The organism is Aquabacterium sp. A08 (genome assembly GCF_011742065.1).
Map to the genome: position 1 here is coordinate 1 of NZ_JAAQQT010000515.1, position 24,374 is coordinate 24,374.

At 71.5% G+C, this 24,374-nt stretch carries 28 protein-coding genes and 1 riboswitch; of the genes, 11 read left to right on the plus strand and 17 right to left on the minus strand.

Annotated features, from left to right (window positions below):
• Window positions 1–143: riboswitch (yybP-ykoY riboswitch) on the plus strand. This riboswitch is flagged as partial in the annotation.
• Between the two features lie 3 nt (window positions 144–146).
• From HA630_RS03005 to HA630_RS03015, 3 genes are all read left to right on the plus strand, one after another.
• Window positions 147–725 carry a TMEM165/GDT1 family protein gene (locus HA630_RS03005; protein ID WP_166832268.1) on the plus strand — a complete coding sequence of 193 codons (579 nt, stop codon included), beginning with the start codon at window positions 147–149 and terminating at the stop codon, window positions 723–725.
• A gap of 106 nt (window positions 726–831) precedes the next feature.
• Window positions 832–1,392 carry a lipocalin family protein gene (locus HA630_RS03010; RefSeq protein WP_166832269.1) on the plus strand — a complete coding sequence of 187 codons (561 nt, stop codon included), beginning with the start codon at window positions 832–834 and terminating at the stop codon, window positions 1,390–1,392.
• A gap of 48 nt (window positions 1,393–1,440) precedes the next feature.
• On the plus strand, window positions 1,441–1,914 hold the full coding sequence (locus HA630_RS03015) for an acyl-CoA thioesterase (RefSeq protein WP_166832270.1): 474 nt from the start codon (window positions 1,441–1,443) through the stop codon (window positions 1,912–1,914).
• A 24-nt stretch (window positions 1,915–1,938) separates the two neighbouring features.
• Here HA630_RS03015 and HA630_RS03020 read toward each other — a convergent pair whose 3' ends face one another.
• The 5 genes from HA630_RS03020 to HA630_RS03040 form a co-directional block, all read right to left on the minus strand.
• Complete coding sequence (locus HA630_RS03020) at window positions 1,939–2,466, minus strand: cytochrome b/b6 domain-containing protein (RefSeq protein WP_166832271.1); 528 nt, start codon at window positions 2,464–2,466, stop codon at window positions 1,939–1,941.
• Window positions 2,466–2,723 carry a PepSY domain-containing protein gene (locus HA630_RS03025; protein WP_166832272.1) on the minus strand — a complete coding sequence of 86 codons (258 nt, stop codon included), beginning with the start codon at window positions 2,721–2,723 and terminating at the stop codon, window positions 2,466–2,468. The genes HA630_RS03020 and HA630_RS03025 overlap by 1 nt, the downstream gene beginning before the upstream one ends.
• Before the next feature lie 152 nt (window positions 2,724–2,875).
• Entirely contained in the window at window positions 2,876–4,564 is a 1,689-nt protein-coding gene (locus tag HA630_RS03030) for a phosphoethanolamine transferase (RefSeq protein WP_166832273.1), read from the minus strand.
• Window positions 4,565–4,621: 57 nt separating this feature from the next.
• Window positions 4,622–6,019, minus strand: coding sequence for a histidine kinase dimerization/phospho-acceptor domain-containing protein (locus tag HA630_RS03035; RefSeq protein WP_166832274.1), 1,398 nt, complete (start codon window positions 6,017–6,019; stop codon window positions 4,622–4,624).
• The gene (locus tag HA630_RS03040) at window positions 6,016–6,687 is read right to left on the minus strand and encodes a response regulator (RefSeq protein ID WP_166832275.1); all 672 of its coding nucleotides are present in this window, start codon (window positions 6,685–6,687) and stop codon (window positions 6,016–6,018) included. Before HA630_RS03040 ends, HA630_RS03035 begins: the two co-directional genes overlap by 4 nt.
• Before the next feature lie 137 nt (window positions 6,688–6,824).
• Between HA630_RS03040 and HA630_RS03045 the strand changes: the two genes are divergently transcribed.
• A complete protein-coding gene (locus tag HA630_RS03045; protein ID WP_166832276.1) occupies window positions 6,825–7,526 on the plus strand; it encodes a phosphatase PAP2 family protein in 702 nt (233 codons plus the stop codon).
• Here the strand turns inward: HA630_RS03045 and HA630_RS03050 are convergent.
• The 4 genes from HA630_RS03050 to HA630_RS03065 are packed head-to-tail and all read right to left on the minus strand — an operon-like array spanning window position 7,507 to window position 11,804.
• Window positions 7,507–10,023 (minus strand): cation-translocating P-type ATPase, encoded by a 2,517-nt coding sequence (locus tag HA630_RS03050; protein WP_166832277.1) that lies wholly within the window; start codon window positions 10,021–10,023, stop codon window positions 7,507–7,509. The two genes, HA630_RS03045 and HA630_RS03050, sit on opposite strands and share 20 nt — an antisense overlap.
• A 42-nt stretch (window positions 10,024–10,065) precedes the next feature.
• Complete coding sequence (locus HA630_RS03055; protein WP_166832278.1) at window positions 10,066–10,830, minus strand: cytochrome b/b6 domain-containing protein; 765 nt, start codon at window positions 10,828–10,830, stop codon at window positions 10,066–10,068.
• Between the two features lie 30 nt (window positions 10,831–10,860).
• A complete protein-coding gene (locus tag HA630_RS03060; RefSeq protein WP_166832279.1) occupies window positions 10,861–11,400 on the minus strand; it encodes a diheme cytochrome c in 540 nt (179 codons plus the stop codon).
• A complete protein-coding gene (locus tag HA630_RS03065) occupies window positions 11,397–11,804 on the minus strand; it encodes a DUF1924 domain-containing protein (RefSeq protein WP_371809188.1) in 408 nt (135 codons plus the stop codon). The genes HA630_RS03060 and HA630_RS03065 overlap by 4 nt, the downstream gene beginning before the upstream one ends.
• Window positions 11,805–11,952: 148 nt before the next feature.
• Between HA630_RS03065 and HA630_RS03070 the strand changes: the two genes are divergently transcribed.
• From HA630_RS03070 to HA630_RS03080, 3 genes are read left to right on the plus strand one after another with little or no spacing between them, the layout of a single operon-like run.
• Entirely contained in the window at window positions 11,953–12,273 is a 321-nt protein-coding gene (locus tag HA630_RS03070) for a PepSY domain-containing protein (protein WP_166832280.1), read from the plus strand.
• Window positions 12,273–12,941, plus strand: coding sequence for a response regulator transcription factor (locus HA630_RS03075; RefSeq protein WP_166832281.1), 669 nt, complete (start codon window positions 12,273–12,275; stop codon window positions 12,939–12,941). The genes HA630_RS03070 and HA630_RS03075 overlap by 1 nt, the downstream gene beginning before the upstream one ends.
• Before the next feature lie 3 nt (window positions 12,942–12,944).
• Window positions 12,945–14,330, plus strand: coding sequence for an ATP-binding protein (locus HA630_RS03080; protein ID WP_166832282.1), 1,386 nt, complete (start codon window positions 12,945–12,947; stop codon window positions 14,328–14,330).
• Between the two features lie 54 nt (window positions 14,331–14,384).
• Here HA630_RS03080 and HA630_RS03085 read toward each other — a convergent pair whose 3' ends face one another.
• From HA630_RS03085 to purE, 3 genes are read right to left on the minus strand one after another with little or no spacing between them, the layout of a single operon-like run.
• Window positions 14,385–15,413, minus strand: coding sequence for an L-threonylcarbamoyladenylate synthase (locus tag HA630_RS03085; RefSeq protein ID WP_166832295.1), 1,029 nt, complete (start codon window positions 15,411–15,413; stop codon window positions 14,385–14,387).
• A gap of 20 nt (window positions 15,414–15,433) precedes the next feature.
• Window positions 15,434–16,648 carry a 5-(carboxyamino)imidazole ribonucleotide synthase gene (locus HA630_RS03090; RefSeq protein WP_166832283.1) on the minus strand — a complete coding sequence of 405 codons (1,215 nt, stop codon included), beginning with the start codon at window positions 16,646–16,648 and terminating at the stop codon, window positions 15,434–15,436.
• Window positions 16,645–17,148 carry a 5-(carboxyamino)imidazole ribonucleotide mutase gene (gene purE, locus HA630_RS03095; protein WP_166832284.1) on the minus strand — a complete coding sequence of 168 codons (504 nt, stop codon included), beginning with the start codon at window positions 17,146–17,148 and terminating at the stop codon, window positions 16,645–16,647. The genes HA630_RS03090 and purE overlap by 4 nt, the downstream gene beginning before the upstream one ends.
• Window positions 17,149–17,244: 96 nt before the next feature.
• Here purE and trxA point away from each other — a divergent pair, with 96 nt between their 5' ends.
• The 3 genes from trxA (at window position 17,245) to HA630_RS03110 (ending at window position 20,064) form a co-directional block, all read left to right on the plus strand.
• Window positions 17,245–18,204: a thioredoxin gene (trxA, locus tag HA630_RS03100; protein WP_166832285.1), complete on the plus strand. Its 960-nt coding sequence runs from the start codon at window positions 17,245–17,247 to the stop codon at window positions 18,202–18,204.
• Window positions 18,205–18,206: 2 nt separating this feature from the next.
• Window positions 18,207–18,815, plus strand: coding sequence for an ATP-binding cassette domain-containing protein (locus HA630_RS03105; protein ID WP_166832286.1), 609 nt, complete (start codon window positions 18,207–18,209; stop codon window positions 18,813–18,815).
• Window positions 18,816–18,912: 97 nt separating this feature from the next.
• Window positions 18,913–20,064: a CNNM domain-containing protein gene (locus HA630_RS03110; protein WP_166832287.1), complete on the plus strand. Its 1,152-nt coding sequence runs from the start codon at window positions 18,913–18,915 to the stop codon at window positions 20,062–20,064.
• A 29-nt stretch (window positions 20,065–20,093) separates the two neighbouring features.
• On the opposite strand, the gene HA630_RS03115 is transcribed toward HA630_RS03110, so the two are convergent.
• From HA630_RS03115 to HA630_RS03135, 5 genes are all read right to left on the minus strand, one after another.
• Window positions 20,094–20,570, minus strand: coding sequence for a copper chaperone PCu(A)C (locus HA630_RS03115; RefSeq protein ID WP_166832288.1), 477 nt, complete (start codon window positions 20,568–20,570; stop codon window positions 20,094–20,096).
• A 43-nt stretch (window positions 20,571–20,613) separates the two neighbouring features.
• On the minus strand, window positions 20,614–21,111 hold the full coding sequence (locus HA630_RS03120) for a Crp/Fnr family transcriptional regulator (RefSeq protein WP_208299941.1): 498 nt from the start codon (window positions 21,109–21,111) through the stop codon (window positions 20,614–20,616).
• A 189-nt stretch (window positions 21,112–21,300) separates the two neighbouring features.
• The gene (locus HA630_RS03125; protein WP_166832290.1) at window positions 21,301–21,699 is read right to left on the minus strand and encodes a DUF2946 domain-containing protein; all 399 of its coding nucleotides are present in this window, start codon (window positions 21,697–21,699) and stop codon (window positions 21,301–21,303) included.
• A 17-nt stretch (window positions 21,700–21,716) separates the two neighbouring features.
• On the minus strand, window positions 21,717–22,625 hold the full coding sequence (locus HA630_RS03130; RefSeq protein ID WP_166832291.1) for a phosphoribosylaminoimidazolesuccinocarboxamide synthase: 909 nt from the start codon (window positions 22,623–22,625) through the stop codon (window positions 21,717–21,719).
• Window positions 22,626–22,689: 64 nt separating this feature from the next.
• Window positions 22,690–23,514 carry a helix-turn-helix transcriptional regulator gene (locus HA630_RS03135; protein ID WP_243855331.1) on the minus strand — a complete coding sequence of 275 codons (825 nt, stop codon included), beginning with the start codon at window positions 23,512–23,514 and terminating at the stop codon, window positions 22,690–22,692.
• A 195-nt stretch (window positions 23,515–23,709) separates the two neighbouring features.
• On the opposite strand from HA630_RS03135, the gene HA630_RS03140 reads away from it, so the two are divergent.
• A partial coding sequence (locus tag HA630_RS03140) for a sodium:alanine symporter family protein (protein WP_166832293.1) occupies window positions 23,710–24,374 on the plus strand: 665 nt, incomplete at its 3' end.

Consider the following 24,374-nt stretch of genomic DNA (forward strand, 5'->3'; position numbering starts at 1 on the left):
CCCCCGAAGAGGCTCGCGTCAACACACTTGTCCCACCGGACATGGCGCCAGCGGTCCCGACTTGGCCAGACCTTTGACCACCACGCCTCCCCCTTGGCCGGAGCGGCGTGGCGGTCAACCGTCCCGACTCCGGCCTTGGAACCCCCATGGAATCCCTGCTCGTCTCCACCGGCGTCGTGGCTCTGGCCGAAATCGGCGACAAAACCCAGCTCCTCGCCTTCGTCCTGGCCGCGCGCTTCAAAAAGCCCTGGCCCATCGTCGCCGGCATTCTGGCTGCCACGGTCGTCAACCACGGCCTGGCTGGGGCGCTGGGCGCCTGGATCACCGCTGTGCTCACGCCCGAGGTGCTGCGCTGGGTGCTGGGCGCGTCCTTCCTGGGCATGGCGGTGTGGACCATGATTCCTGATCAGATCGAGGAAAACGAGACCCAGGTGGCGACCCGCCTCGGCGTGTTCGGCGCCACGCTGGTCACCTTCTTCCTGGCCGAGATGGGCGACAAGACCCAGATCGCCACCGTGGCCATGGCCGCCCACTACGCGGCGCCGCTGCTGGTCGTCATCGGCACCACGCTGGGCATGCTGATCGCCGACGTGCCCGCCGTGTTCGCCGGTGACAAGCTGGCGCAGAAAATTCCGATGAAGCTGGTGCATGGCATCGCCGCGGCGGTGTTTGCGGTGCTGGGCGTGGCCACCTTGCTCGGGGTGGGCGCCCGCTGGGGGTTTTGATGACCTGGGCGCCCCCCGCCGAAGGCGTTGCGTCGCTTGGCCAAAAATCAGCGGCGGGCTACCGGCCTAATATGTCCCGTTGACTCCACCGATACGACCTGTTGTCATGCTGAAATCTTTCTGTCTGTCGTGGGCGCTGCTGCTGGCGGCCGTGGGTGCGCTCGCTGCGCCCCCCATCGCCGCCCCGTTGCAAACCGTGCCCACGCTGGACCTGCCGCGTTACATGGGCACCTGGCACGAGGTGGCCAAGTACCCCAACCGTTTCCAGCGGGACTGCGTGGCCGACACCTCGGCCGACTACCAGCTGCAACCCAACGGCACGGTGCGGGTGGTCAACCGCTGCCGCCAGGCCGACGGCCGCTTCAAAGAAGCGGTCGGGCAGGCGCGGGCCGTGGGGGGCCCGGGCACCGCCACGCTGGAGGTGCGCTTTGCCCCGGCCTGGCTGGCGTGGTTACCGGCGGTGTGGGGTGATTATTGGGTGATCGATCTGGACCCGGCCTACCGGCTGGTTGCGGTGAGCGAGCCCCAGCGCGAGTACCTGTGGGTGCTGTCGCGCACGCCCACCGTCGCCCCCGAGGCCTACCACGCGCTGCGCCAGCGCCTGGCCCAGCAGGGCTTCGACCTGTCGCGCCTGGTCGAAGCGCCCGGTGCGGTGCCGCCGCGCTGAGGCGGCCCGATTTTTGCTGACCTCCGTTCACCACGACCCCGCCCCGCCATGGAACTGCCTGCCCACCAACTCAGCATGACCGTGCTGATGACCCCCGACACCGCCAACTTTTCCGGCAAGGTGCACGGGGGCACCATCCTGAAGCTGCTCGACCAGGTGGCCTACGCCTGCGCCAGCCGCTATTCGGGCCACTATGTCGTCACCCTGAGCGTGGACCAGGTGACTTTTCGCCAGCCCATCCACGTCGGGGAAATGGTGACCTTTCTGGCCTCGGTCAACCACACCGGTTCGTCGTCGATGGAGATCGGCATCAAGGTGATCGCCGAGCACATCCGCACCCAGGAGGTGCGGCACGTGAACAGCTGTTTTTTCACCATGGTGGCGGTGGACGACGCCGGCAAGCCGACGCCGGTGCCGCCGCTGCGCCCGTTCACGCCCGACGAGCGCCGGCGTCACGCCGCGGCCGAGGTGCGCAAGACCGTGCGGCGCGAAATGGAACAGAAGTTTCTGGCCGTGCCCTGACGGGGCACGGTGCGCGGCAGCGCGTCAGTAGTAGCGCTTTTCGCCGGTCACCATGGCACGGACCAGCCGGGTGCGTTCCAGCCGGCCCATGACCAAAGCGGCGGCCACGTGCAGCCCGGCGGCGGCCAGCAGGCCGTTGGCCAGCCACTCGTGCAGGTCTTGCAGCCATTCTTCGCCCCAGAAGGCGTCCAGGTCCTGCATCCAGCCGGTCAGGCCCAGCGCCAGCACCAGGGCCATCAGGGCCAGCATCATCAGCGCGCCGTAGGGGTTGTGGCCCACGTGGTGGGGCGTTTCGCCCGCCAGCAGGGCCTGGGTGTGCGCCCGCAGGCGGGCCGGGGTGGGGAAGAAGTCGGCAAAGCGGGCGTGGCGGCTGCCCACAAAGCCCCACAGCACGCGCGCGGCCACCAGGCCGCTGGCGGTGTAGCCGGCGATCTCGTGCGGCCACTCACCGGCTTCCAGCACGAACTGGTTGAGCACGATGCAGGTCACCAGGCTCCAGTGGAACAGGCGAACGAACGGGTCCCACACGCGGACCGGGGGCCGTGGGGTCATCACTTGCGCTGGAGTTCGGCGCCGGTGGCGGGGTCGAAGTAGATTTCGACCTTTTTGCCGGCCTTGTCGAAACCGTAGATTTCGTAGCACTGGCCTTTGGAGACCTTGAAGGTCTTGATCTGGTAGCCCTGTTTCTCGACCATGGTCTTGAAGTCGGCTTCTTTCATCCATTTTTCCTGGGGCACGGTGCAGCTGGGGCCGGCGAAAGCGGCGGTGGCGCCGAGGGCGAGCACGAGGGCGGTGAGGGTGGTTTTCATGGGCAAATCCTTAAGACGGTGTTGGAGGTTGCAAGCGTGGACCGGGTGTCCACAGTGCTGATTGGATGCCCGCCACCTTAGCCCCGGGTTAAATGCGGGGCCGGAACCGGGGTGCAGGTGTATCGAACCGTAACCCCCGGTGGCCGGCGGGGTCAGGCCGGGGCACGGCAGGGCTGGAACAGGTCGAGTTCGGGCTGGCGGACCTGGGTGCGCACGCCGGTCAGGCCCAGCATGGAGTGGAACAGGTGGTCGTGGCTGAGGGGCCGGTCGGCCTGCTGCCGCAAACAGTCGGTGGACAGGCCGGCGCGTTGCGCCAGGCCGGGCGAGGTCCAGAACAGCATGGGCACGTGGGTTTGTTCGTCGGGCGCCATGGCGTAGGGCATGCCGTGCAGGTACAGGCCTTTTTCGCCCAGCGATTCGCCGTGGTCCGACACGTACAACAGTGCGGTTGGGCGCGTTTGCGCGCGCAGCCAGGCGATGGTGCCGGCCAGCAGGTGGTCGGTGTAGCGCAGCGAGTGGTCGTAGGCGTTGACGATCTGTTCCGGCGGGCAGTTTTGCAGCGCGTTGCTGGTGCATTCCGGGCCCAGGGTTTTGAACGCGGCCGGGCTGCGCAGGTGGTAGGCCGGCCCGTGGCTGCCCATCTGGTGCACCACCACCACCGTGCTACGGGCGCGGCGGGCGGGGTCGAGCTTGGCCAGTTCGTCGGGCAGGGCGCGCAGCAACACCTCGTCGAAACATTCGCCGTCGGGGCAGAGGTCGGGGTCGCCGCGTTCGCGGGTACTGGCGTGTGGCACCCGGTCGCACACGCCTTTGCAGCCGGACTGGTTGTCCAGCCACAGCACCGCCAGGCCGGCGCGCTGCAGCACGTCGAGCAGGTTTTCGCGGTGCAGGGTGGCGTCGAAGTTGGCCCGGCCCTGGCCGGAGAACATGCAGGGCACCGAGGTCTGGGTGTTGGTGCCGCAGGAGCGAACGCCCGAAAAATAGGTCAGTTCCCCAGCGCGGGCCAGGGCCTGCAGGCGCGGGGTGGTGTCGCGGCCGTAGCCGCCCAGCGCGAAGTTGGCGGCGCGGGCGGTTTCGCCCACCACCAGCACGATCAGCGGCGCGGTGTCGGCGCCGCCGGGTGGCGCGGCCAGGTGGGCGTCTTCGCCCAGGGTTTGCAGCGGCTGTTGCGCGTGCGCGGTGCGGCCCACGGCGTGGCGCCCGGCGGCGTACACCGTGTTGAAGGGGTTGATCATGTAGCGCAGCGGTTTGTGGTTGCGCATGAGGGAGGCCACGTCCTGGAACGCCGCCCACAGCAGCACGGCCGCGACCGCCAGGCCCAGCAGGCCCCAGCCCAATTGCTGGGCCAGCAGGCGCGGCGCGCCCACGGGCCGAACGGTTTGCCGCCACCACCACAGGCCGGGCAGGGCCACACCGGCCAGCAGTGTCAGCAGCAGGTCTGCCGACAGCAGGTCGCGCACCTCGCGCGCGTCGGTGTGGACGGCGTTGGCCAGCATGGTGGGGTCGATCACCACGCCGTAGGCCTGCATGAAGTGGCTGCTGACCGCGGTGACGAGCAGCAACACGACCCCCACCGGCTTGAGCCAGCGCGGCCAGACCAGCGCACACAGGCCGGCCAGGGTGGTGCCGCCCACCAGCCCGACCAGCGCCGACACGGTGAACAGCGCGTGCACGCCCTGGCTTTCCGGCAACTGCACCACCGCGCGCCACAGCGGCAGGTTGCCCACCGTGGTCAACCACAGGGCCAGCACGGCGAGCAAGGCGGTGGGGTGCCAGGGGGTGCCGGGGCGGCCGGTGGGCAGGCGCAGGCGGCGGAACGGGGCGGTCAGGGCGTGGGGCATGGCGAATCGGCGGCAGGGCAATGCCACCGATTCTGGAAACCGCGCCTTAGCGCAGGATTAACCGGCGCTTGGGGCGGACAGGGGCGTGGGTGCGCTGCTGGCCGCCGGCCAGACCAGGGCGTAGCGGGTGCCCGAGGGCGCGCGACCCCCGCCCTGCTCCAGCGCCACGCCGTGCGCGTCGGCGATGCGCTGCACCAGCGTCAGGCCAATGCCCATGCCGGCGGTGCGTGGCGAAGTGGCCGCGGGCCGGCTGGCGCCGTCGTCGCAGACGGCCAGGGTGACGCGGCCGTCGGCCCCGGTGGCGACCGACACCTCCACCCGGGTGCCGGGTGGGGTGTGGCGCAGCGCGTTGTCCACCAGGTTGCGCAGCGCCAGCGCCAGCATCGCCGGGCGCCCGGCCACCCACAGCGGGGTGTCGGGTGCGTCCAAGGCCAGGTCGTGGTCGCCGGCGTGGGCCTGGGGCACGTGGTCGGTCACCACCTGGCGTGCCAAGGCGCACAGGTCCACCGCTTGGTCCGGCAGGGCGTCGGGGCCTTGGGCGCGGGCCAGGTCCAGCAGCTGGGTCAGGATGCGGCCGGCGCGCAGCGCGTCCTGTTCCACCTGCTGCAAGGCCTGGGCGCGTTCGGCCGGGTCGTGGCCGTCGCGCGCCAGCCGCGCCTGCCAGACCAGGGCCGCCAGCGGGGTGCGCAGCTCGTGTGCCACGTCGGAGGTGAAGCGGCGTTCGCGCCGCCACTGGGTTTGCAGGCGGTCCACCAGGCCGTTGATGGCCTGCACCGTGGTGGCCAGTTCGCGGAAGGGCTGGGCCGGGGGCAGGGTCTGGCCGGCGTCCACGTCCAGCGCGCCAATGGCCCGCGACAGCCGCTTCAGCGGCCGCAGGCCGCGGCGGATGGCCCAGGCCAGCAGCAATGCGACCAGCGGCAGCAGCACCAGCGCCGGGCGCACGATGTGTTCGGCAATGTCGCGCCCGAGGGCGCGGTGGCGCCGGGTGTCCACCAGCACGGCGACGCGATGGCCGTCGGCCCCGCGCGCGTCGGCGTTGGCCACGAACACGCGCCAGTCGTGGGCTTCGTCGGCCATGGGCAGGCGCACCGTCTGGTGGCCGGCCACCAGGGTGGCCGGCAGTTGCGCGGCCATGCCGTGGGTGTCCCACACCACCCGGCCGGCGGCCCAGGCCACCACCCGCAACTCGGGGGCATAACCCGTGGCCAGGGCGTGGCGTTGGGGGGTGTCGATGGCGGTGGCCTCGGCGGCCGGCGCCGCGCCCGGGCCGGCCTGGCGCAGCAGCAGTTCGGCGGTGGACACCAATTGCCCGTCGGTGATTTCCTCGGCCTCGTGCACGCCGGTGTAATAGGCCACGCCGGCCAGGGTGGCCCAGATGGTGAGCAGGGCCAGCAGCGTCCAGGCCCACAGGTGGCGCCAGAGCAGCCGGGGTGCGGCGGGGGCCGGCGCGCTCATGGCGCGTCTCCGGGGCGCGGCACAAAGTAGCCCACGCCGCGCACGGTTTTCACCAGGCCTTCGCCCAGCTTGCGGCGCAGGTGGTGCATGTGCACCTCCAGCGCGTTGCTCTCCAGGCTTTCGTTGAAGCCGTACAGGGCTTCTTCCAGCCGCTGCCGCGTCACCACCTGGCCGCTGGCACGCAGCAGCACCAGCAGCAGCGCGAATTCCTTGGCGCGCAAGGCCACCGGCTGGCCCTGGCGCTGCACGGTGTGGGCGGCGGGGTCCACCACCAGGTCGCCGTGGCGCAGCTGCGGCGAAGCCCGGCCCTCGCTGCGCCGCAGCGCCACCCGCATGCGCGCCAGCAGTTCGTCGGGCTCGAAGGGTTTGACCAGGTAGTCGTCGGCGCCCTGGTCCAGCCCGGCCACGCGGTCGGGCAGGGCGTCGCGCGCGGTCATGATCAGCACCGGCAGCGCCTGGCCGCCGTCGCGCAGGCGGCGCAGCCAGTCCAGGCCGTCGCCGTCGGGCAGGCTCAGGTCCAGCAGCACCAGATGGAAGGCCTCCACCTGCAGCGCGGCGCTGGCCTGGCCCAGGGTGCCGCAGACGTCCACGGCGTAGCCGGCGGCCCGCAGCGTGGCCGCCAGGCCGCCGGCGATGCCGGCGTCGTCTTCCACGATGAGTACGCGCATGGTGTCCGCAAGGGTGGGGTGGGTCGCACGGCGGGTGCGGGCGGGGTGTCGGAATTCTCTCAGTTCCCGACCGGTGTGCGCATCTTGCCGGCGCGGGGTTAAGCCTCGCTTAACCGCGGTCGACTCCAATCCGGGGCATGTCGGCCCCGAACCCGCCCCTTGTGCTGCAGCCCCTGCCCCGGCGCCTCTGGTGGGCCACCTGGGCGCTGCTCGCTGCCGTGCTGGTGTGGGACGCCAGCGGCCTGGACCGCTGGGTGGTGGGTGGCCTGGCCGGTGCCCAGGGTTTCCCGTTGCGCCACCACTGGCTGCTGGAGGCGGTGCTGCACGACGCCGCCCGCCACCTGGCCACCCTGGCTTGGGTCGCGCTGGTGGCCATGGTGGTGTGGCCACTGGGCGCGATGCGCCAGCTCGACCGCTGGCAGCGTGTCGAGGTGGCCACGGGCACCGCACTGGCGCTGGCAGCGGTCAACCTGGTCAAGCGCCACAGCCTGACGAGCTGCCCCTGGGACCTGCAGGCGTTTGGCGGTGCGGCCAGCTACGTGTCGCACTGGGCTTGGGGGCTGGCCGACGGCGGCCCCGGCCACTGTTTCCCGGGCGGTCACGCCTCGGCAGCGCTGGCGTTTTTGGCCCTGGCCCTGCCCTGGTTGGCCAGCAGCGACGCTTTGGGGCAACGGCGGGGGCGTGGTGTGCTGGGGGCGGTGCTGGCGCTGGGCCTGCTGCTGGGCGCGACCCAGACCCTGCGCGGCGCCCATTACCCCAGCCACACGGCCTGGGCGGCACTGGTCTGCTGGGCGGTGGCGCTGGCCAACCACGCGGTGTTCAGGCGCTGGCGCGCCTGAAGGTCAGCCAACCCTGCAGCACCGCCACGCACCCCACCCCCGCCAACACGGCGGCGGCCCAGGGCAACGGCCCCAGCGCGGCAAAACCGAACAGCCCGGCCAGCGGCGGCCACAGGCCCACCCCGGCCAGCGCCAGCAGCGTGGCGGCCAGCACCCGGCGCGGCACCGGGGGCCATTGTAGCCAGCCCTGTCGCCAGCCCTGGGCCATGGCCCGGGTCAGGGCGATCAACGCCGCGTTGGCCGCCACCAGGGCCACGAAGGCCTGCGCACGTGCCTGCGGCCCGGGCAGGCCCAGGCGCAGCGCCAGCAGGTACACACCCATCACCCCCAGGGCGATGGCCGCGCCCTGCCACAGCGCGGCCCCCATGTCCGACAGCACCAGCAGCGGCTGGCTGGCGCGCCGCGGCGGCTGTTCCATCAGGTCGGGCGGGCCTTCCTGGGCCTCGAACACCACCGAGCACGACGGGTCGATCACCAGCTCCAGAAAGGCGATGTGCACCGGCAGCAACAGCAGCGGCAGGCCCAGCAGCAACGGCAGCAGCGACAACAGGATGATGGGCACGTGCACCGCCAGGGTGTAGCGCATGGCCTGGCGCAGGTTGGCGTAGATGCGCCGGCCCAGGCGGATCGCGTCCACGATGGAGGCGAAGTCGTCGTCGAGCAGCACCAGCGCGGCGGCCTCGCGCGCCACGTCGGTGCCGCGCTGACCCATGGCCACGCCGATGTGCGCCGCCTTGAGCGCCGGCGCGTCGTTGACGCCGTCACCCGTCATGGCCACCACCTCGCCGCGCGCCTTGAGGGCCTGCACCAGCAACAGCTTCTGCGTCGGGGCCATCCGGGCAAACACCTGCACCTGCGCCACCCGCTGCGACAAGGTGGCGGGGTCGAGCCGCTCCAGCTCGTCGCCGGTGAGCACCTGCGCGGCCTCGATGCCGGCCTGCTCGGCAATGCGCCGCGCGGTCTGCGGGTGGTCGCCGGTCATCATCACCACGCGGATGCCGGCGCGCCGGCACTGGCGCACCGCCTCGGGCACCTGGGGGCGCAGCGGGTCGGCCAGGCCGACGAGTCCCAGCCATTCAAAGTCGAAATCGTGCTGAAGATTGGGCCAGGCCCGGTCGGCCCGGTGGCGCGCTTTGGCCACAGCCAGCACGCGCAGACCTTGCTCGGCCAGCCGCTCGGCCTCGGCGGCCACCGCGCGCCGGCGCTCGGGAGGCAGGTGGCACAGGTCGGCGATCGCTTCCGGGGCGCCCTTGGTCGCCACGACGTGCTCCGCACCCGCGCCGTCGTGCCACAGGTGCGACATGGCCAGCAGCTCGGGCGACAGCTCGTACTCCCGCACCAGCGCCCATTCGGGGTGGAGGTGTTCTGTGTCCGTCAGGTGGCTGCCGGCGAAGCGGTGGAAGGCCTGCTCCATCGGGTCGTGCGGCGCGGTTTCGCTGGCCAGCACGGCGTACTCGAGCAGTTCGTGAAAGGGTTCGGGCAGGTCGCCGTCGGTCAGCCCACGCACGTCCAGCGCCTGGCCGTTGGCACTCAGCGCGGCCACCGCCATGCGGTTCTGCGTCAGGGTGCCGGTCTTGTCCACGCACAGCACCGTGGTCTGGCCCAGGGTTTCGATGGCGTTGAGCCGCCGCGCCAGCACCTGCCGCGCCGCCATGCGGCGGGCGCCCAGTGCGAAGAACACGATCATGATGACCGAAAACTCCTGCGGCAGCACGCTCATGGCCAGCGTGATGCCGGCCAGCAGAGCCTCCAGCGGGGTGCCACGCAGCAGCCAGAAGGTGGCGACCAGCACCGCGCAGACGGTGAGGCCCAGCGCCACCAGCCGGCGCGTCAGCCGCGCCACCTCGTCGCGCAGCGGTGAAGGCGCCAGGGCCACGGTGTCCAGTGTGCGGCCGATGCGGCCCAGCTCGGTGCGCGCGCCGGTGGCCGTGACCCGGGCCACGCCCTGGCCCGCCACCACCAGCGTGCCGGCAAACACCGGGTCGCCGGTGGGGCCACCCACCCGTTTGGCCACCGGCAGCGATTCGCCGGTGAGCAGCGATTCGTCGGTGGCCAGCTCGTGCACCTGCAGCAGCACGGCGTCGGCCGGCACGCGGTCGCCGTCGGCCAGCAGCAGCACATCGTCCACCACCACCTCGCGCCCGGGCACGCGGGTGGCCACGCCGTCGCGCAGCACCCGTGCGCGCGGGCTGGAAAGGTCGCGCAGGGCGTCCAGTGCCCGGTCGGTGCGGCGTTCTTGCAGCACCGTCACGCCCATGATCAGCACCACGAAGCCCAGCAGCACCCCCGCCTCGTGCGCGTCGCCCATCACCAGGTAAAGGGCGCCGGCGCCCAGCAGGAGCAGGAACATGGGCTCGCGCAGCACCTCCCCGGCGATGTCGCGCAGCGTGCGGCGTTGGCTCAGGCCCAATTCGTTGGGGCCCTGGTCGAGCAGGCGGCGGGCGGCTTCGCCGGCGCTCAGGCCGGTGGGGGCGGCGGTGTCGTCGGGCAGAGGCATGGGTGGCCTTCAGCATAGCGCACCGCGCGCTGGCCTGGGTGCTCAATCGTCGTGGTCGTGGCGGTCGGCGCGCCACGCCGCCGGGGGGTCGGCGGGGGCTGGCGGGGCCTGTTGCCATTCCCAGGCCCAGTAGCCCAGCACGGCGGCCAGCAGCAGCGCGGCCAGCCAGGTGTGGTTGCGCTTCACCAGGTCGGGGCCGGCGCCCTCGACGCGGCCGGTCAGCATGGGCAGCGCCTGGTTTTTGCGGCGCAAGCCGCTCACCAGCAGCAACAGCGCCAGGTGCGCCAGCACCAGCACCAGCATGAACTCGCCGGTGGCCTCGTGCAGGTCTTCCAGCCATTCGCCGCCCCAGTCGTTGTAGGTGGCGCAGCCACTGAGGGTGAGCGGCACCACCGCCCACAGCAGGGCCACGATGGCCGCGCCCATGGCCAGGTTTTCGGTCTGGCGCAGCAGCGGGGTCGCTTTCGGTGCGCCGGGCGCGCGCGTCACGAAGGCCCGCACCGAACGGGCCCAGGCCGGGGCGTTGGCCACCTTGCCCCACAGCGCCTGCAGCCGCACCTGGCGCGGGCCGAACAGGCCGTAGAGCACCCGGAACGCCAGCAGCCCGGCCAGGGTGTAGCCCAGCGTCACGTGCAGCAACCGCAGCCGTTCGCCGTCGGCGGTGAGGTAGGCACCGGCAAAGCACAGCGCGAACAGCCAGTGGAAGACGCGGGTGGGCGCGTCCGTCACCCGGCGGGTGGGCCGGGGTGGGGTGGCCGAGGTGCCGATGTCGGCGTGGCCGGTGGGGGTGGCGGTGTGGCCGGTCATGGGGTCCTCCAGGGGGAGATGTTCGCGCGGTCAGTCGTCGAGGAAGGCGCGGCGGTGTTGCGGCGCCAGGCCGGCGGGAAAGCGCAGCCCGTCGTCGTCGAAGCGGCCTTGCTCGGCGCCGGTGTGGCAGGCCGCGCAGTGGGCGGCGCTTTTCACGCTGGCCAGCCGCCAGACGGCGGGGTCGATTTCGCGGTGCTTGCGCTGGAACCAGGCCGAGCGGGTCAGGCGGTCTTGCGGCGGCTCCTCGGCCACGCGCTTGTAGGTGCCGGCGTGCTGCTGCAGCCAGCCGGCCAGCTGTTGCACCGTGGCCGGGTCCAGCGACGCGTCGCTGCCGTAGTGGCGCTCCAGGCCGGTCATCAGCCGCTGCCAGGAGCGGGCCGGCAGCATGCCGGGCGGGTAGGCCACGTGGCAGCTGCCGCATTCCTGCAGGTAGGCGCTGGGGGTGTGGCGCGGCAACATGGGGCCGCTGTCGGCCCAGGCAGCGGGCAAGGCGGCGGCCAGGGCCAGGGCGGCGAGTCCGGTGGCCCAGCGGCGCCGGAACGGGGTGGGTGGGCAGGGGGTGCGGTTCATGGTTTCAGGGCGTTCAGGTAGGCCAGCACGTCGGCTTTTTCGGCGGCGGTGCATTCGCGGTTCAGCACGTCTTTGCAGTTGCGGCGGAACCACTTGTCCACCTTGGCGCTGTCGGTGAAGGCCTTGGGGTTGAAGGCCGGCGCCAGCGGGGCGATGGTCTTGCCGGTGCTGGCGTGCTGGCCGGCCGCGGTGGGCGGGCTGCCGTGGCAGCTGGCGCAGGAGCATTCGCCGCCGTGGCGTTGGGTGAAGAAGGCGCGGCCGGCGTCGGCCTGACCGGGGCGGCCGGCCTCGGCGGACCAGCGTGCCGCTTGGGCGGCGGGGGTGGTGTCGCCGGCGTGGGCGCCGGGCCAGGCCAGCAGCGCGGCGGTCAGCGCCAGCGCCAGGCGGCGGGAATGGGGCATCATGGGAACTCCTCCGGGGTTGGTGTGGCGTCATGGTCGCGCCGGGCGCCTGTACCGGGCCTGAACGCCGCGTTCAGCCGCCGTTCATCGGGCCGCTGGCACCATGCCTGGGCTGGCCGCTGCCAGTGTTTGCACGACAGAAAGGGTGTTCATGCGCAACGCAGTGTGGAAATGGGTGGGCTGGGCCTTGCTGACCGGCCTGGTGGCCCCCGGGGCTTGGGCCGACAGCGACCACGACCGCGCCCGCGCCGCCTTGGTGGCCGGCGAGGTGCTGCCGCTGGCAGAGGTGCTGCAGCGCGTGGCGCGCCAGCACCCCGGCCACGTGCTGGAGGTGGAGCTGGAGCGCGAGCACGGCCGCTGGGTCTACGAACTCAAGCTGCTGCAGGCCGACGGCGGCGTGCTCAAGCTGGAAGTGGACGCCCGCGACGGCACGGTGCTGCGCCGGCGCAGCGACGGCCAAGGGCGGCGCTGATGCGGGTGCTGCTGGTCGAAGACGAGCCCACCCTGGCGGCCCAGCTGGCGCAGGCCCTGGGCCAGGCCGGCTACGCGGTGGACCGCGCCGACAACGGCCGCGACGCCTGGTTCCAGGGCGGGGTGGAACACTACGACGCGGTGGTGCTGGACCTGGGCCTGCCGGTGCTCGACGGCCTGAGCGTGCTGCAACGCTGGCGGCGCGAGGGCATGAACGCGCCGGTGCTCATCCTCACCGCCCGCGACCAGTGGCACGAAAAAGTGGCCGGCATCGACGCCGGGGCCGACGATTACCTGACCAAACCCTTCCACACCGAAGAGCTGCTGGCCCGCCTGCGCGCCCTGTTGCGCCGCGCCAGCGGCCTGGCCTCGCCGGTGCTGCGCTGCGGTCCGCTGGCGCTGGACACCCGCTCCGGCCACGTCAGCGTGGACGGCCAGGCGGTGGCGCTCACCGGCCACGAATACCGCCTCCTGGCCTACCTGATGCACCGGCCCAACACCCTGGTCTCGCGCAGCGAACTGACCGAACACCTGTACGCGCACGACCACGACCGCGACTCCAACACCATCGAGGTCTTCGTTGCGCGGCTGCGCAAAAAGCTGCCGCCGGGCGCGATCGACACCGTGCGCGGGCTGGGCTACCGGCTCCAGGCGCCGGCGGGGGCCTGAGCCGTGCGGGCGCTGTGGCGGTCGCTGCGCTGGCGCCTGTGGCTGGCCACCCTGGCCGCCCTGGGCGTGGCGCTGCTGGCCGCCGGCTGGGGCCTGGCCGGGCTGTTCCGCGAACACGCCACCCAGCAGTTCGAGCGCCAGTTGCAGCGCCAGCTCGACCTCGTCACCGCGCAGCTGGAGGTGGACGGCGACCGCCAGCCGCGCCTGCGCACCGGCTTGAACGACCCGCGCTGGCACACCCCCTACGCCGGCCTGTACTGGCAGATCGACGCGCTGCCCCGCCAGGGCGGCGCGCCGCTGCGTTCCCGTTCCCTGTGGGACACGGTGCTGGCCTTGCCCGACGACACGCCGGCCGAGGGCGAATTGCACCGCCACACCCTGCCCGGCCCCGACGGCCAGACCGTGCACCTGCTGGAACGCGCCGTGCGCCTGCTGGACCAGCCGGGCGCCCCGGCCTGGCGCATCGCGGTGGCGGCCGACACCGCCGAACTGGAAGCCGCGGTGGCCCGTTTTTCGGGGCGTTTGCTCACCTTTCTGGCGGTGCTGGGCGCGGCCCTGCTGGCGGCGGCGTCGGCGCAGCTGGCGGTGGGCCTGGCCCCGCTGCGCCAGCTGCAGGCGGCGGTGCAGGCCGTGCGCCAGGGCCGTCAGCCGCGCCTGCAAGGGCGTTTCCCGAGCGAGGTGCAGCCCCTGGTGGACGACTTCAACCGCGTGCTCGCCCACGACGAACAGGTGGCCCAGCGCGCGCGCCAGACCGCCGGCAACCTGGCCCACGCCATCAAAACCCCGCTGGCGGTGCTGAGCCAGCTGGCCGGCCACCCCCCCGCCGACCCGGCCGACTGGGCCCCCACCCTGCAAGAACAGGTGCAGGCCGTGCGCCGGCAGGTGGACTGGCACTTGCAGCGCGCCCGTGCCGCGGGGGCCGGCGCGCCGGGGCGCCTGACACCCCTGGGCCCGGTGCTCGACGGCCTGTTGCGGGTGATGCGCAAGGTCCATGCCCCCCGCGACGACGGGCCGCCCCTGGCGCTGGACTTGGCCCCGGTGGACGCGCAGGCCTGCTTCGCCGGCGAGCCCCAGGACCTGCAGGAAATGGCGGGCAACCTGCTGGACAACGCCTGCAAATGGGCCGCCACCCGGGTGGCGTTGAAAGTAACTCCGTGCGACGGCGGCTGGCGGCTCACCGTGGACGACGACGGCCCCGGCCTGAGCGCCACCCAGCGCCAGGCGGTGCTGGCGCGCGGCGTGCGTGCCGACGAACGCGTGCCCGGCAGCGGGCTGGGGTTGGACATCGTGCGCGAAATCGCCCAGCTCTACCAGGGCGAACTGGTGCTGGAGGCGTCGCCGCTCGGGGGGTTGCGGGCCACACTGACACTGCCCGGCGTGCCGGGCTGAACCCATCGCGGCCGCCCAGGGTGTGCCCGGTGGGCGCGCAACCGCCTGGGCCGCTCAGGCCGCCGCGCGGGTCAGGCGGTCGCGCACGCCGTCCCAGGCCGGGTCGGCGGGCGGCGTTTCCACCCAGATCAGTTTGGTGTCGTGCCGGTCCAGCGCGCGCAGCACCGCGAACAGTTCCTGCGCGCAGGCGCCGGCCTGTTCGGGCATGCGCTCGCGCCGCACGTGCGGGCTGGCGCAGGCGATGGGCGCACGGCTGTACACGGCGATGTGGCGCGCGTCCGCGCCCAGCACGTCCAGCGCGGCCTGGATGTCGCCCGCGCTCATCAGCCGCACCCGGGCGCTGGGGGCGTAGTGCGAGGCCAGCGTGCCCGAGGCACGCGGGGCGTGTTCGTCGCGCGCGCCCAGCGGTTGGCCGGCGGCGGCTTCCAGCGCGCTCAAGGGCAGCATGCCGGGGCGCAGCAGCACCGGGCGGCCCCGGCTGCAATCGATGATGGTGGACTCGATGCCCACCGGGCACGGCCCGCCGTCCAGCACCAGCAGCGCGTCGTCGTCCAGCAAGCCCTGGAATTCGTCCTGCACGTGGCCGGCGGTGGTGGGGCTGACGCGCCCGAAGCGGTTGGCGCTGGGCGCGGCCAGGCCCAGCACGCCTGCGGCCTGGCAGGCCTGCAGCAGCGCCTGTGCCACCGGGTGGCCGGGGCAGCGCAGCCCGATCGAATCCTGCCCGCCCGCCGCGGCCTGGCCCACACCCGGGCGGCGCGGCAGGATCAGCGTCAGCGGCCCGGGCCAGAAGGCCGCCATCAACCGCTCGGCAAAGTCGGGCAGGTCGCGGGCGTAATGGTCCACCGCTGCGCGCCACTGCGCCGGGTCGGCGCCCGCCACATGGACGATGAGCGGGTGGTCGCTCGGCCGGCCCTTGGCCGCAAAAATGCGCGCCACCGCCTCGGCTTGGTCGGCGTCGGCCGCCAGCCCGTACACGGTTTCGGTGGGCAGGCCCACCAACTGGCCGGCCCGCAGGCGGCGCGCCGCTTCGGCGGTGGCCGCCTGCGCCTGGGCGAGCGTGTCGCCACTGGCCGCGGGGGCCAGCCAGGCGCGGGCGTCCAGTGTCAGTGCCACGGGGCGATGCCGAGGATTTCGGCCGCTCTGCGTGCCGTGGCCTGCACCTGCACCACGGTCGCACCGGTCACGTTGAGGTGGCCCATCTTGCGGCCGGCGCGGGCGCTCAGCTTGCCGTACAGGTGCAGGTGGGTGCCGGGCAGGGCCAGCACGGCGGCCCAGTCGGGGGTGCGGGGTTGGCCGGCGTCGTCGAACCACAGGTCGCCCAGCAGGTTCAGCATCACCGCGGGGCTGTGCAGGCGCGGCTGGGTCAGCGGCAGGCCGGCCATGGCGCGCACCTGCAGCTCGAACTGCGACACGTCGCAGGCGTTGAGGGTGTAGTGGCCGCTGTTGTGCGGGCGCGGCGCCATTTCGTTGACCACCAGCGCGCCGTGGGTGCTGCCGTCGTCGATGACGAAATACTCCACGCACAGCACGCCCACGTACAGCAGCTGGTGGGCGATGGCGGTGGTGGCGGCCACGGCCTGCTGCACCAGTTCGGCGGGCAGGTTGCCTTCAAACACCTCGGTCACCGCCAGGATGCCGTCGCGGTGCAGGTTGCGCTGCGGTGGAAAGTGCACCACCTGGCCGTCGGCGCCGCGCGCCACGATGACCGACAGCTCGGCCTGCAGCGGCAGCAGTTTCTCCAGCACGCAGGGCACGCGGCCCATCTGCTCCCAGGCGGCGGCCAGTTCGGCGCGGTCGCGCACCCGGGCCTGGCCCTTGCCGTCGTAGCCCAGGCGCGCGGTTTTCAGGATGCCCGGCAGCAGGTTGTCCGGCACCGCCTGCAGCAGCGCCTCGGTTTCGATGGCGGCGTAGGGCGCGGGGCCCGCACCACCGGCCTGGGCACAGGCCACGAAGTGCGCCTTTTCCGCGATGCGGTCCTGTGCCACGGCCACCGCGTTGGCGCTGGGCGCCACCGGGCGGTGCGCGCCCAGCGTCATCAGCGCCGGGGCGGGCACGTTCTCGAACTCGGTGGTGATGGCCTCGCAGCGCTGCATCAGCTGCGCCAGGCCCTGCTCGTCCTCGTAGCCGGTTTCGATGTGGTAGTGGCTCACCAGGCCGGCGGGGCTGGCCGGGTCGGCATCGAGCACGGCGGTGAAGTAGCCCATCTCCTGGGCCGCCTGCACGAACATGCGGCCCAGCTGGCCGCCGCCCATCACGCCCAGGGTGGCCAGCTGGCCGCTGGGCATCACCTGGCCGGGCAACACGGGTTTGCGGCTCATGGCGCCTCCTGCGGCGGCACCACCATGGCGCGGGCGGCCGCGGTCTGCGAGGTGCGGAAGGCTTCCAGTTTTTGCAGCAGCTCCGGGTGGTCGTGCGCCAACATGGCCACCGCGAACAGCGCCGCGTTGGCCGCGCCCGCCGGCCCGATGGCGAAGGTCGCCACCGGCACGCCCTTGGGCATCTGCACGATGCTGTGCAACGAATCCACGCCCGACAGCGCCTTGGTCTGCACCGGCACGCCCAGCACCGGCACCGTGGTCTTGGACGCCAGCATGCCCGGCAAATGCGCCGCACCGCCGGCCCCCGCCACGATGGCGCGCAGCCCGCGCGGGCCCGCGCTTTCCGCGTAGGCGAACATGTCGTCCGGCATGCGGTGGGCCGAAACCACCCGGGCTTCGTGCGCCACGCCAAACTGTTGGAAAATCTGCACCGCGTGCTGCATGGTGTCCCAGTCGCTGCTGGACCCCATCACCACGCCGACCTGGATGTCTGCGCTCATCACCGCTCCATGAAAGTTGGGATTTTACGTTTTGCCCCCACGTGTAGCCAGCGCACCTTGCCAGACCCCCTCACCCCCACCGGACACCGCCCCGCCATGATCGACGTGACCCTCGCCAATTTCGAAACCGAAGTCATCGAGGCTTCCCAAACCCTGCCGGTGCTGGTGGACTTCTGGGCGCCCTGGTGCGGGCCCTGCAAATCGCTGGGCCCGGTGCTGGAAAAGGTCGAAGCCGCCTATGGTGGTCGCTTCAAGCTGGTCAAGATCAACTCCGACGAAGAGCAGCAATTGGCCGCCGCCTTCGGCATCCGCAGCATCCCCACCTGCGTGCTCATGGTGAACGGCCAGCCGGTGGACGGCTTCATGGGCGCGCTGCCCGAAGGCCAGGTCAAGGCCTTCCTCGACAAGCACCTGCCGCCCGAAGACGCCGCCTGGCCCGACGCCGCCGAGCCGGCCCCTGAGGCAGCGGCCGACGACGGCCAGCCCGCCCTGTCGCCCCTGGAGCAACTGGCCAACGCCCTGGCGCACAACCCCGGCGACAACGACCTGCGCTTCGACTACGTCAAGCACCTCATCGGCCACGGCCAGCTCGGCGAAGCCGCCGCCGCCCTGGCCCCCGCGCTGGCCCAGATCCCGGTGCAGCTGCGCTTCGAGGCGCTGGCGCAGTGGCTCAACGCCCTGGAATTTGTCGCCAACGACGCGCGCGGCCAGTGGGCCCTGGAACAGTTCGACGAGCTGATCGGCCAGAACAAGCGCGACTTCGACACCCGCTTCGCCAAGAGCCGCGTGCTCATCGCCCAGGGCGATTGGGAGGCGGCGATGGAAGAGCTGCTGGAAATCGTGATGCGCGACAAGGCCTGGGCCGAGGAGGCGCCGCGCAAGACCTACGTGGCCCTGCTGGAGCTGTTGACCCCGCCCAAACCCAAGGCCGACCCGGCCAGCGTGGGCAAGAGCGCCGGGGGCATCGAACTGGCGGGCAAGGCCGCCGTGCAGGAAGACCCGCAGGCGGAACTGGTGTCCAAGTACCGCCGCAAGCTCAGCATGGCGCTGAACTGACCATGGCGGCACTGGGTTGGCGGTTGGCCGGCGTGCGCTGCCGCGTCGGCACGCGCGAACTGTGGCCGGCCGGGCTGGACGCGACCCTGGCGCCCGGGGTGACCTGGGTGGGGGGCGACGAAGGCAGCGGCAAAACCACGCTGCTGCGCCTGCTGGCCGGCGCCTGTGCCCCCAGCGAGGGCCGGTTGGCGTCCCTGGCCGACGCCGCCCCGCGCGTCGCCTGGATGGACCCGGCCCAGCCGCAAGACGACCGCCTGACCGTGCGCGACGCCCTGGCGCAGGCCCTGCAACCCTTTGACGGAGGCGACGCCGCGGCCCTGGCCCGGCTGCTGCCCGAACTGGACCTGACGCCCCACCTGGACAAGTCGCTGTACATGCTGTCCACCGGCTCGCGGCGCAAGGTGGGCATGGCCGCGACCCTGGCCAGCGGCGCCGACGCGCTGTTGTTCGACCAGCCCTTCATGGCGCTGGACCGCCCGTCCGAGCGCGCCATCGTGGCCGCCCTCGCGGCCCTGGCCGCTGACGGCCGCCGCCTCGCGGTGGTGGCCGACTACCAGCCGCCCCCGGGTCTGAAACTCAGCGGCCAGATCGACCTGGATCGCTGCCGCTGAAACCCGTACCATGGCGCCGAGCGGCGAGGCTGCGCTAACATCCCCGGCATCTCAACCAAGGCGTGGCCGCTTTCAACAAACGGCCGTGCCACCCCCCATGGACCCTTCCAGTCGTCTCTCCGACACCCTAGACCTTCTCACCCCCAGCACCGCCATCGGTGGCGACGCCTTTCTGTTGCTGCTCTACGTCGTCCTGGCGCTGTTGTTTTCCTTTCTGTGCTCGGTGGCCGAAGCCACCCTGCTCAGCATCACCCCCTCCTACATCGCGGGCCTGAAGCAGACCGACCCGAAAAAGGCCGAGCAACTGCGCCGCCTCAAAGAGGACAAGATCGACCAGTCCCTGGCCGCCATCCTCACCGTCAACACCATTGCGCACACCGTGGGCGCCATCGGGGCCGGCTCCAAGGCCACCGCCGTCTTTGGCGAGGTCTGGTTCGGCGTGTTCTCGGCGGTGATGACCTTGCTCATCCTGTTCTTGTCCGAGATCGTGCCCAAGACCCTGGGGGCGGTGTATTGGCGCCAACTGGCCGGCGTCACCGGGCTTTACGTCAACCTGCTCATCCGCAGCATGTACCCGCTCATCGTGGTTTCCGAAAAGCTCACCAAGCTGATTTCGGGCGGGCAAAAGCTTCACCAGTTCAGCCGCGACGAGTTTGTGGCGATGGCCGGTATCGGTCAGGAAGAGGGCTTGATCAACGACCGCGAGTCCAAGATCATCCGCAACCTGTTTCTGTTCAAGTCGGTCGAGGCCAGCACGGTGATGACGCCCCGCATCGTCATGTCGGCCCTGCCCAAGGACCTCACGGTCGAACAGGCCCTGTCCGACCCGGCCAGGGCGCACTTTTCCCGCTTGCCCATCTATGGCCACGACCTGGACAGTGTCGCGGGGTTTGTCCTCCGGGAAGACCTGCTGGTGGCCAAAAGCCTGGGGCAAGGCGACCGCCCGATCACCGACTTCCGCCGCGACATCGTGGCCGTCATCGCCAGCACTCCCCTGTCCCGTTTGATGGAGACCTTGCTGGAGCAGCGCCAACACATCGCCCTGGTGGTGGGCGAGTACGGAGAGACCAAAGGCCTGGTCACCCTGGAAGACGTCGTCGAAACCCTGCTGGGCATCGAGATTCTGGACGAAGGCGACAAGGTCGATGACATGCAAAAGCTGGCACGCCAACTCTGGGCCAAGCGTGCCGAGCGCATGGGCATCAAGTTGACCCCCAGCGCCGACGAACAGGCCGCGCCTCCGCGCTGAGTGCCAGCCGCCCGGGCGGGCGGCGGCGTTCAGTGCTTGTGCGTCCCATGCCCCATCGGGGCCGCCGGGGCACCGCTGGCCGACAGCGCTTTCACTGGCGCGTCCACGGTCTGGGTGAAACGCTGCTTGGTGGCGTCTTCAAACACCAGCGTCAGCGGCACGCGGTCGCCGGCCTTCACCGGCTGTTTCAGGTCCATCAGCATCACGTGGTAGCCGCCGGGTTTCAGCTCCACCGGGCGGCCGGCGGCCAGGTCCAGGCCGGGCACGGCGCGCATTTTCATGACGTTGTTGTCCATGGCCATTTCGTGGATTTCCACCACGCCGGCCACGGGCGATTCGGCCGCCACCAGCCGCGCGTTCTGCTGGGCGGTCAGGCGCATGAAGGCGCCGGTGGCTTTCTGTTGGGCCACGGTGCCGCGCACCCAGGCTTCTTCCACCTGCACGGGGGTTTGCGCCCAGGCGGCGCTGGTCAGGGCCAGAATGGCAGACAGGAACAAGGGTTTCATGGTCATCTCCAGGGGGTTGAAAAGGGGTGTAAACACGGGGGAATCAGGGCGCGCTGGCGCGGCCGCGCGCGGTGTGGGGCCACAGTTTTGACAGGGCGCGGCAGACGGTTTCGGGCTGGGCGTCCACCACCTCGGCCAGCACGCGCAGCGGGGGCAGTGGCGGGCGCAGCGCGTCGGGGTCGGTGGTCGCGTGCCCGTCGTGGGCCGCGCAGGGCAGGGCCAGCAGTTCCAGCAGGTGGGCCAGGCGCGAGGCCACCTTGCCGGTGCGCAACTGGGTCATCTGCACGTGGCGGTGTTGTTGTTGCAGCCAGGCTTTGGCCCAGGTCCAGGTGTGGACGCTGTCGGGGTCCAGCGCCTCCACGGTGCAGGGGGTCAGGGCCTGGGCCTGCAGGCGGTAGCCTTCGCCGCACAGGGCCTCCAGCCCCACCCAGTCACCGGGCAGTGCCAACTGCACCAGCTGGCGGGTGGCGCCCACGGTGCGGTCCAGCCGCAGGCAGCCAGACACCAGGCGCCAGCCGCTGCCCTGGCTGTGGAACAGCACGGCCCCCTGGGCGAGGGCTTGGGTGGGAGGGGGGGACGTTCGGGGCCCGGCGCCCCAGCTGGGGGCCGCGGGCAATGCCCATGAAATCGACGACATGATCTGATCCTGAAATCCGCGAACGCCGGGGGGCGGCATTCGCACCAAACGCCGTGGGCCACGTGCAGGGGCCCACAGCCGCGGTGGGGGGGTTCAGGTCAGGGTCGGCGGGGCGCGGGCGTGGGCGCTGCACCAGACGTGGTCGGTGTGCGCCGCTTGCCAATAGCTGGGGGGATGGTCGCGGAAGGCGACCGGCTCATGCACCTGCGCCGTGGGCGCCGGCGGCAGCGCCGGGCCGTGGTGCGGGCTCAGGCACCAGGGGCAGGCCATGCCCACGGTGTCGGTGGACGGTGCGCCGTCGTCGTGCGCGGCGGTCGGCGCCGGGTCCAGCTGGACCCAGACCATGCCGGTGCTGGTGCAGACCTCGATGCGCTCGGCCCCGTCGTGCAGCCGCAGCGCGGCCTGCGACAGGGTGGGCAGCAACGCGCCCCACACCACCAGCCACAGGGCAAGCCATGTGGTGAGTCGGCGGCGGGTGGCGGTCAGTGGCATGGCCCGATTTTAGGGGTTCAGCCCAGCATGCGCTGGAGCGCTTCCTGGTACTTGGCGGCGGTCTGCTCGATCACCTCGCGCGGCAGGCGCGGGGCCGGCGCGGTCTTGTTCCACAGGCGGCCGTCCACCTGGGCGGTTTCCAGCCAGTCGCGCAGGAACTGCTTGTCGTAGCTGGGCGGGTTGCGGCCTTCCTGGTAGCGGTCGGCCGGCCAGTAGCGCGAGCTGTCGGGCGTCAGCACCTCGTCCATCAGCACCAGGGTGCCGTCGCGGTCCAGCCCGAACTCGAACTTGGTGTCGGCGATGATGATGCCCTTGGTCAGGGCAAATTCGGCCGCCGCCTGGTACAGGCGGATGGACGTGTCGCGGATCTGCGCGGCCAACTCGGGGCCGATCATGGCCACCGTCTGTTCGTAGGTGATGTTCTCGTCGTGCTCGCCCACCTCGGCCTTGGCCGCCGGGGTGTAAATGGGCGCGGGCAGCTTGCTGGCGTTGTTCAGGCCTTCGGGCAGGGGCACGCCGCAGACGCTGCGGCTGTCCTGGTATTCCTTCCAGCCGCTGCCGGCCAGGTAGCCGCGCACCACGGCTTCCACCGGAATGGGTTTGAGGCGCTTGACCAGCATGCTGCGGCCGCGCACCAGCGGTTTTTCCGCGTCGCTCACCACGCTTTCGGGGTCGTCGCCGGTCAGGTGGATGGGGCAGATGTTCTGGCCCTTGGGCCCGAGCAGGTCGAACCAGAACAGGCTCAGGCGCGTCAGCAGCTCGCCCTTGCCGGGAATGGGCTCGCCCATGATCACGTCGAACGCGCTGATGCGGTCCGACGCCACCATCAGGATGCGGTCGTCGCCCACGGCGTAGTTGTCGCGCACCTTGCCGCGCGCCAGCAGCGGCAGAGAGGTCAGGGCGGAGGTGTGCAGGGCAGAGGTCATGGTGCGGGCGCAGGTGTCCGGGGCAAACTTCCATTATCGCGCAAGCCCGGGGCCCACGGGGGTTTCAGAACCGCGCGCGGAAGTGCCATTCGCTGGGCGCCATGTCGTTGGTGATGGCGCGGCGGGTGGCCGCGTCGATGCGCGGGTCCTCCACGTCGAACAGGCCGCACAGGCGCAGCGCGCGGCGGGCGCCGACGCGCGGGCCCAGGTACTCGTACACCACCCGGGCGCAGCAGGGCATGCGTTCTTCGCTGCCCGACACGCCCAGGCGCAGCCCGTTCAGCCGCGACACCCGGTTCTTGAACGACGGAAACAGGATGGTCTGCGTCATCTCCAGCCCGGTCAGGGTTTCGTAGTCGTTCAAAAAAATGCGGTCGGTCAGCAGGTGCACCGTCCCCAGGTAGACGCCGTGGAAGGTTTGGCCCAGGCTGTCGTCGGGGAAGCGTTCGGTGCGTTGGTAGTACACGCCGTCGCCCTCGCGGCGCAGGGTCACCAGGGTGCGCAGCACCTTGCCCGGGCAGGCCATGGACAGGTAGGTTTCCAGGTAGCTGCCCAGAAAACGGTCTAGCCCCGGGCCGGCGCCCAGCGTGCGCAGGTGCGCCAGGTGCGGGCCGGCGGGGCCGCTGTCGGCGGGGGCTGGGCGCTCTTCGGCCGGTGGCGGGCGCCGTTGCACCAGCCGCTCGAACTGCGCGTGCGGCAGCAGGATTTCGTGTTCCTCCACCCCAAAAAAGGCGCACAGCCGGCGCAGCGTGTGCCCGCCCGGTCGGTAGCGGCCGGACAGGTAGCGGTTGAACTGCGGCCGGTTGATGCCGACGCGGCGGCACACCTCGGCGATGGATTTGTAAAAACCGCAAAGCAGGCGCAGGTTGTGGGCAAAGTCGGTGGGCATGGGCGGGGCTGGGGGTTGGCGCAGTGTGGCGCACCGGGTGCGCCAGTGTGCACCGGTTTGCGCCAAACGGGCAACTCCCGGCGGCGCGCCGGTTTTGATGAAATCGCCCCACTTCAACCCCCACGGTGGCGCCGACCACCGACCCGGAGACCCCGACCATGTTCCACCCCACCACCCCGCCCGGAGGCACCCACCATGCTTGACCTGCTCAACGACCTGCTGTGGGGCAAAGTCCTCATCGTCGTCCTCATTGGCCTGGGCCTGTGGTTCACCCTAGGCTCGCGCTTTGTGCAGTTCCGCTATTTCGGGCGCATGTTCCGCATCCTGGGCGCCAACCAGGCCTTTGCCCGCGACAAGCACGGCCACCTGTCCTCGTTTCAGGCGCTGATGCTGTCGGTCGCCGGCCGCGTGGGCGGTGGCAACATCGCCGGCGTGGCGGTGGCCATCACCCTGGGCGGGCCGGGCGCCATTTTCTGGATGTGGGTGGTGGGCCTGATCGGCATGGCCACCAGCTACTTTGAATGCACGCTGGCGCAGGCCTACAAGCAGGCGCAACCCGACGGCACCTACCGCGGTGGCCCGGCGCACTACATCGTGCGCGGCATGGGCGCGCGGTGGAAGTGGCTGGCCGCGGTGTACTCGGTGCTGCTGCTGGTCACCTTCGGCTTTGGCTTCAACGCGCTGCAGTCCTACTCGGTCGCCACCTCGGTGAACGACGCGTTCGGCATCCCGGTGCTGGCCTCGGGCATCGTGCTGGCGCTCATCGTCGCGGCCATTGTGTTCGGCGGCGTGCGCCGCATCGCCAACGTGGCCGAATTCCTCGTCCCCATCATGGCGGTGGGTTACCTGGCCATTGCGCT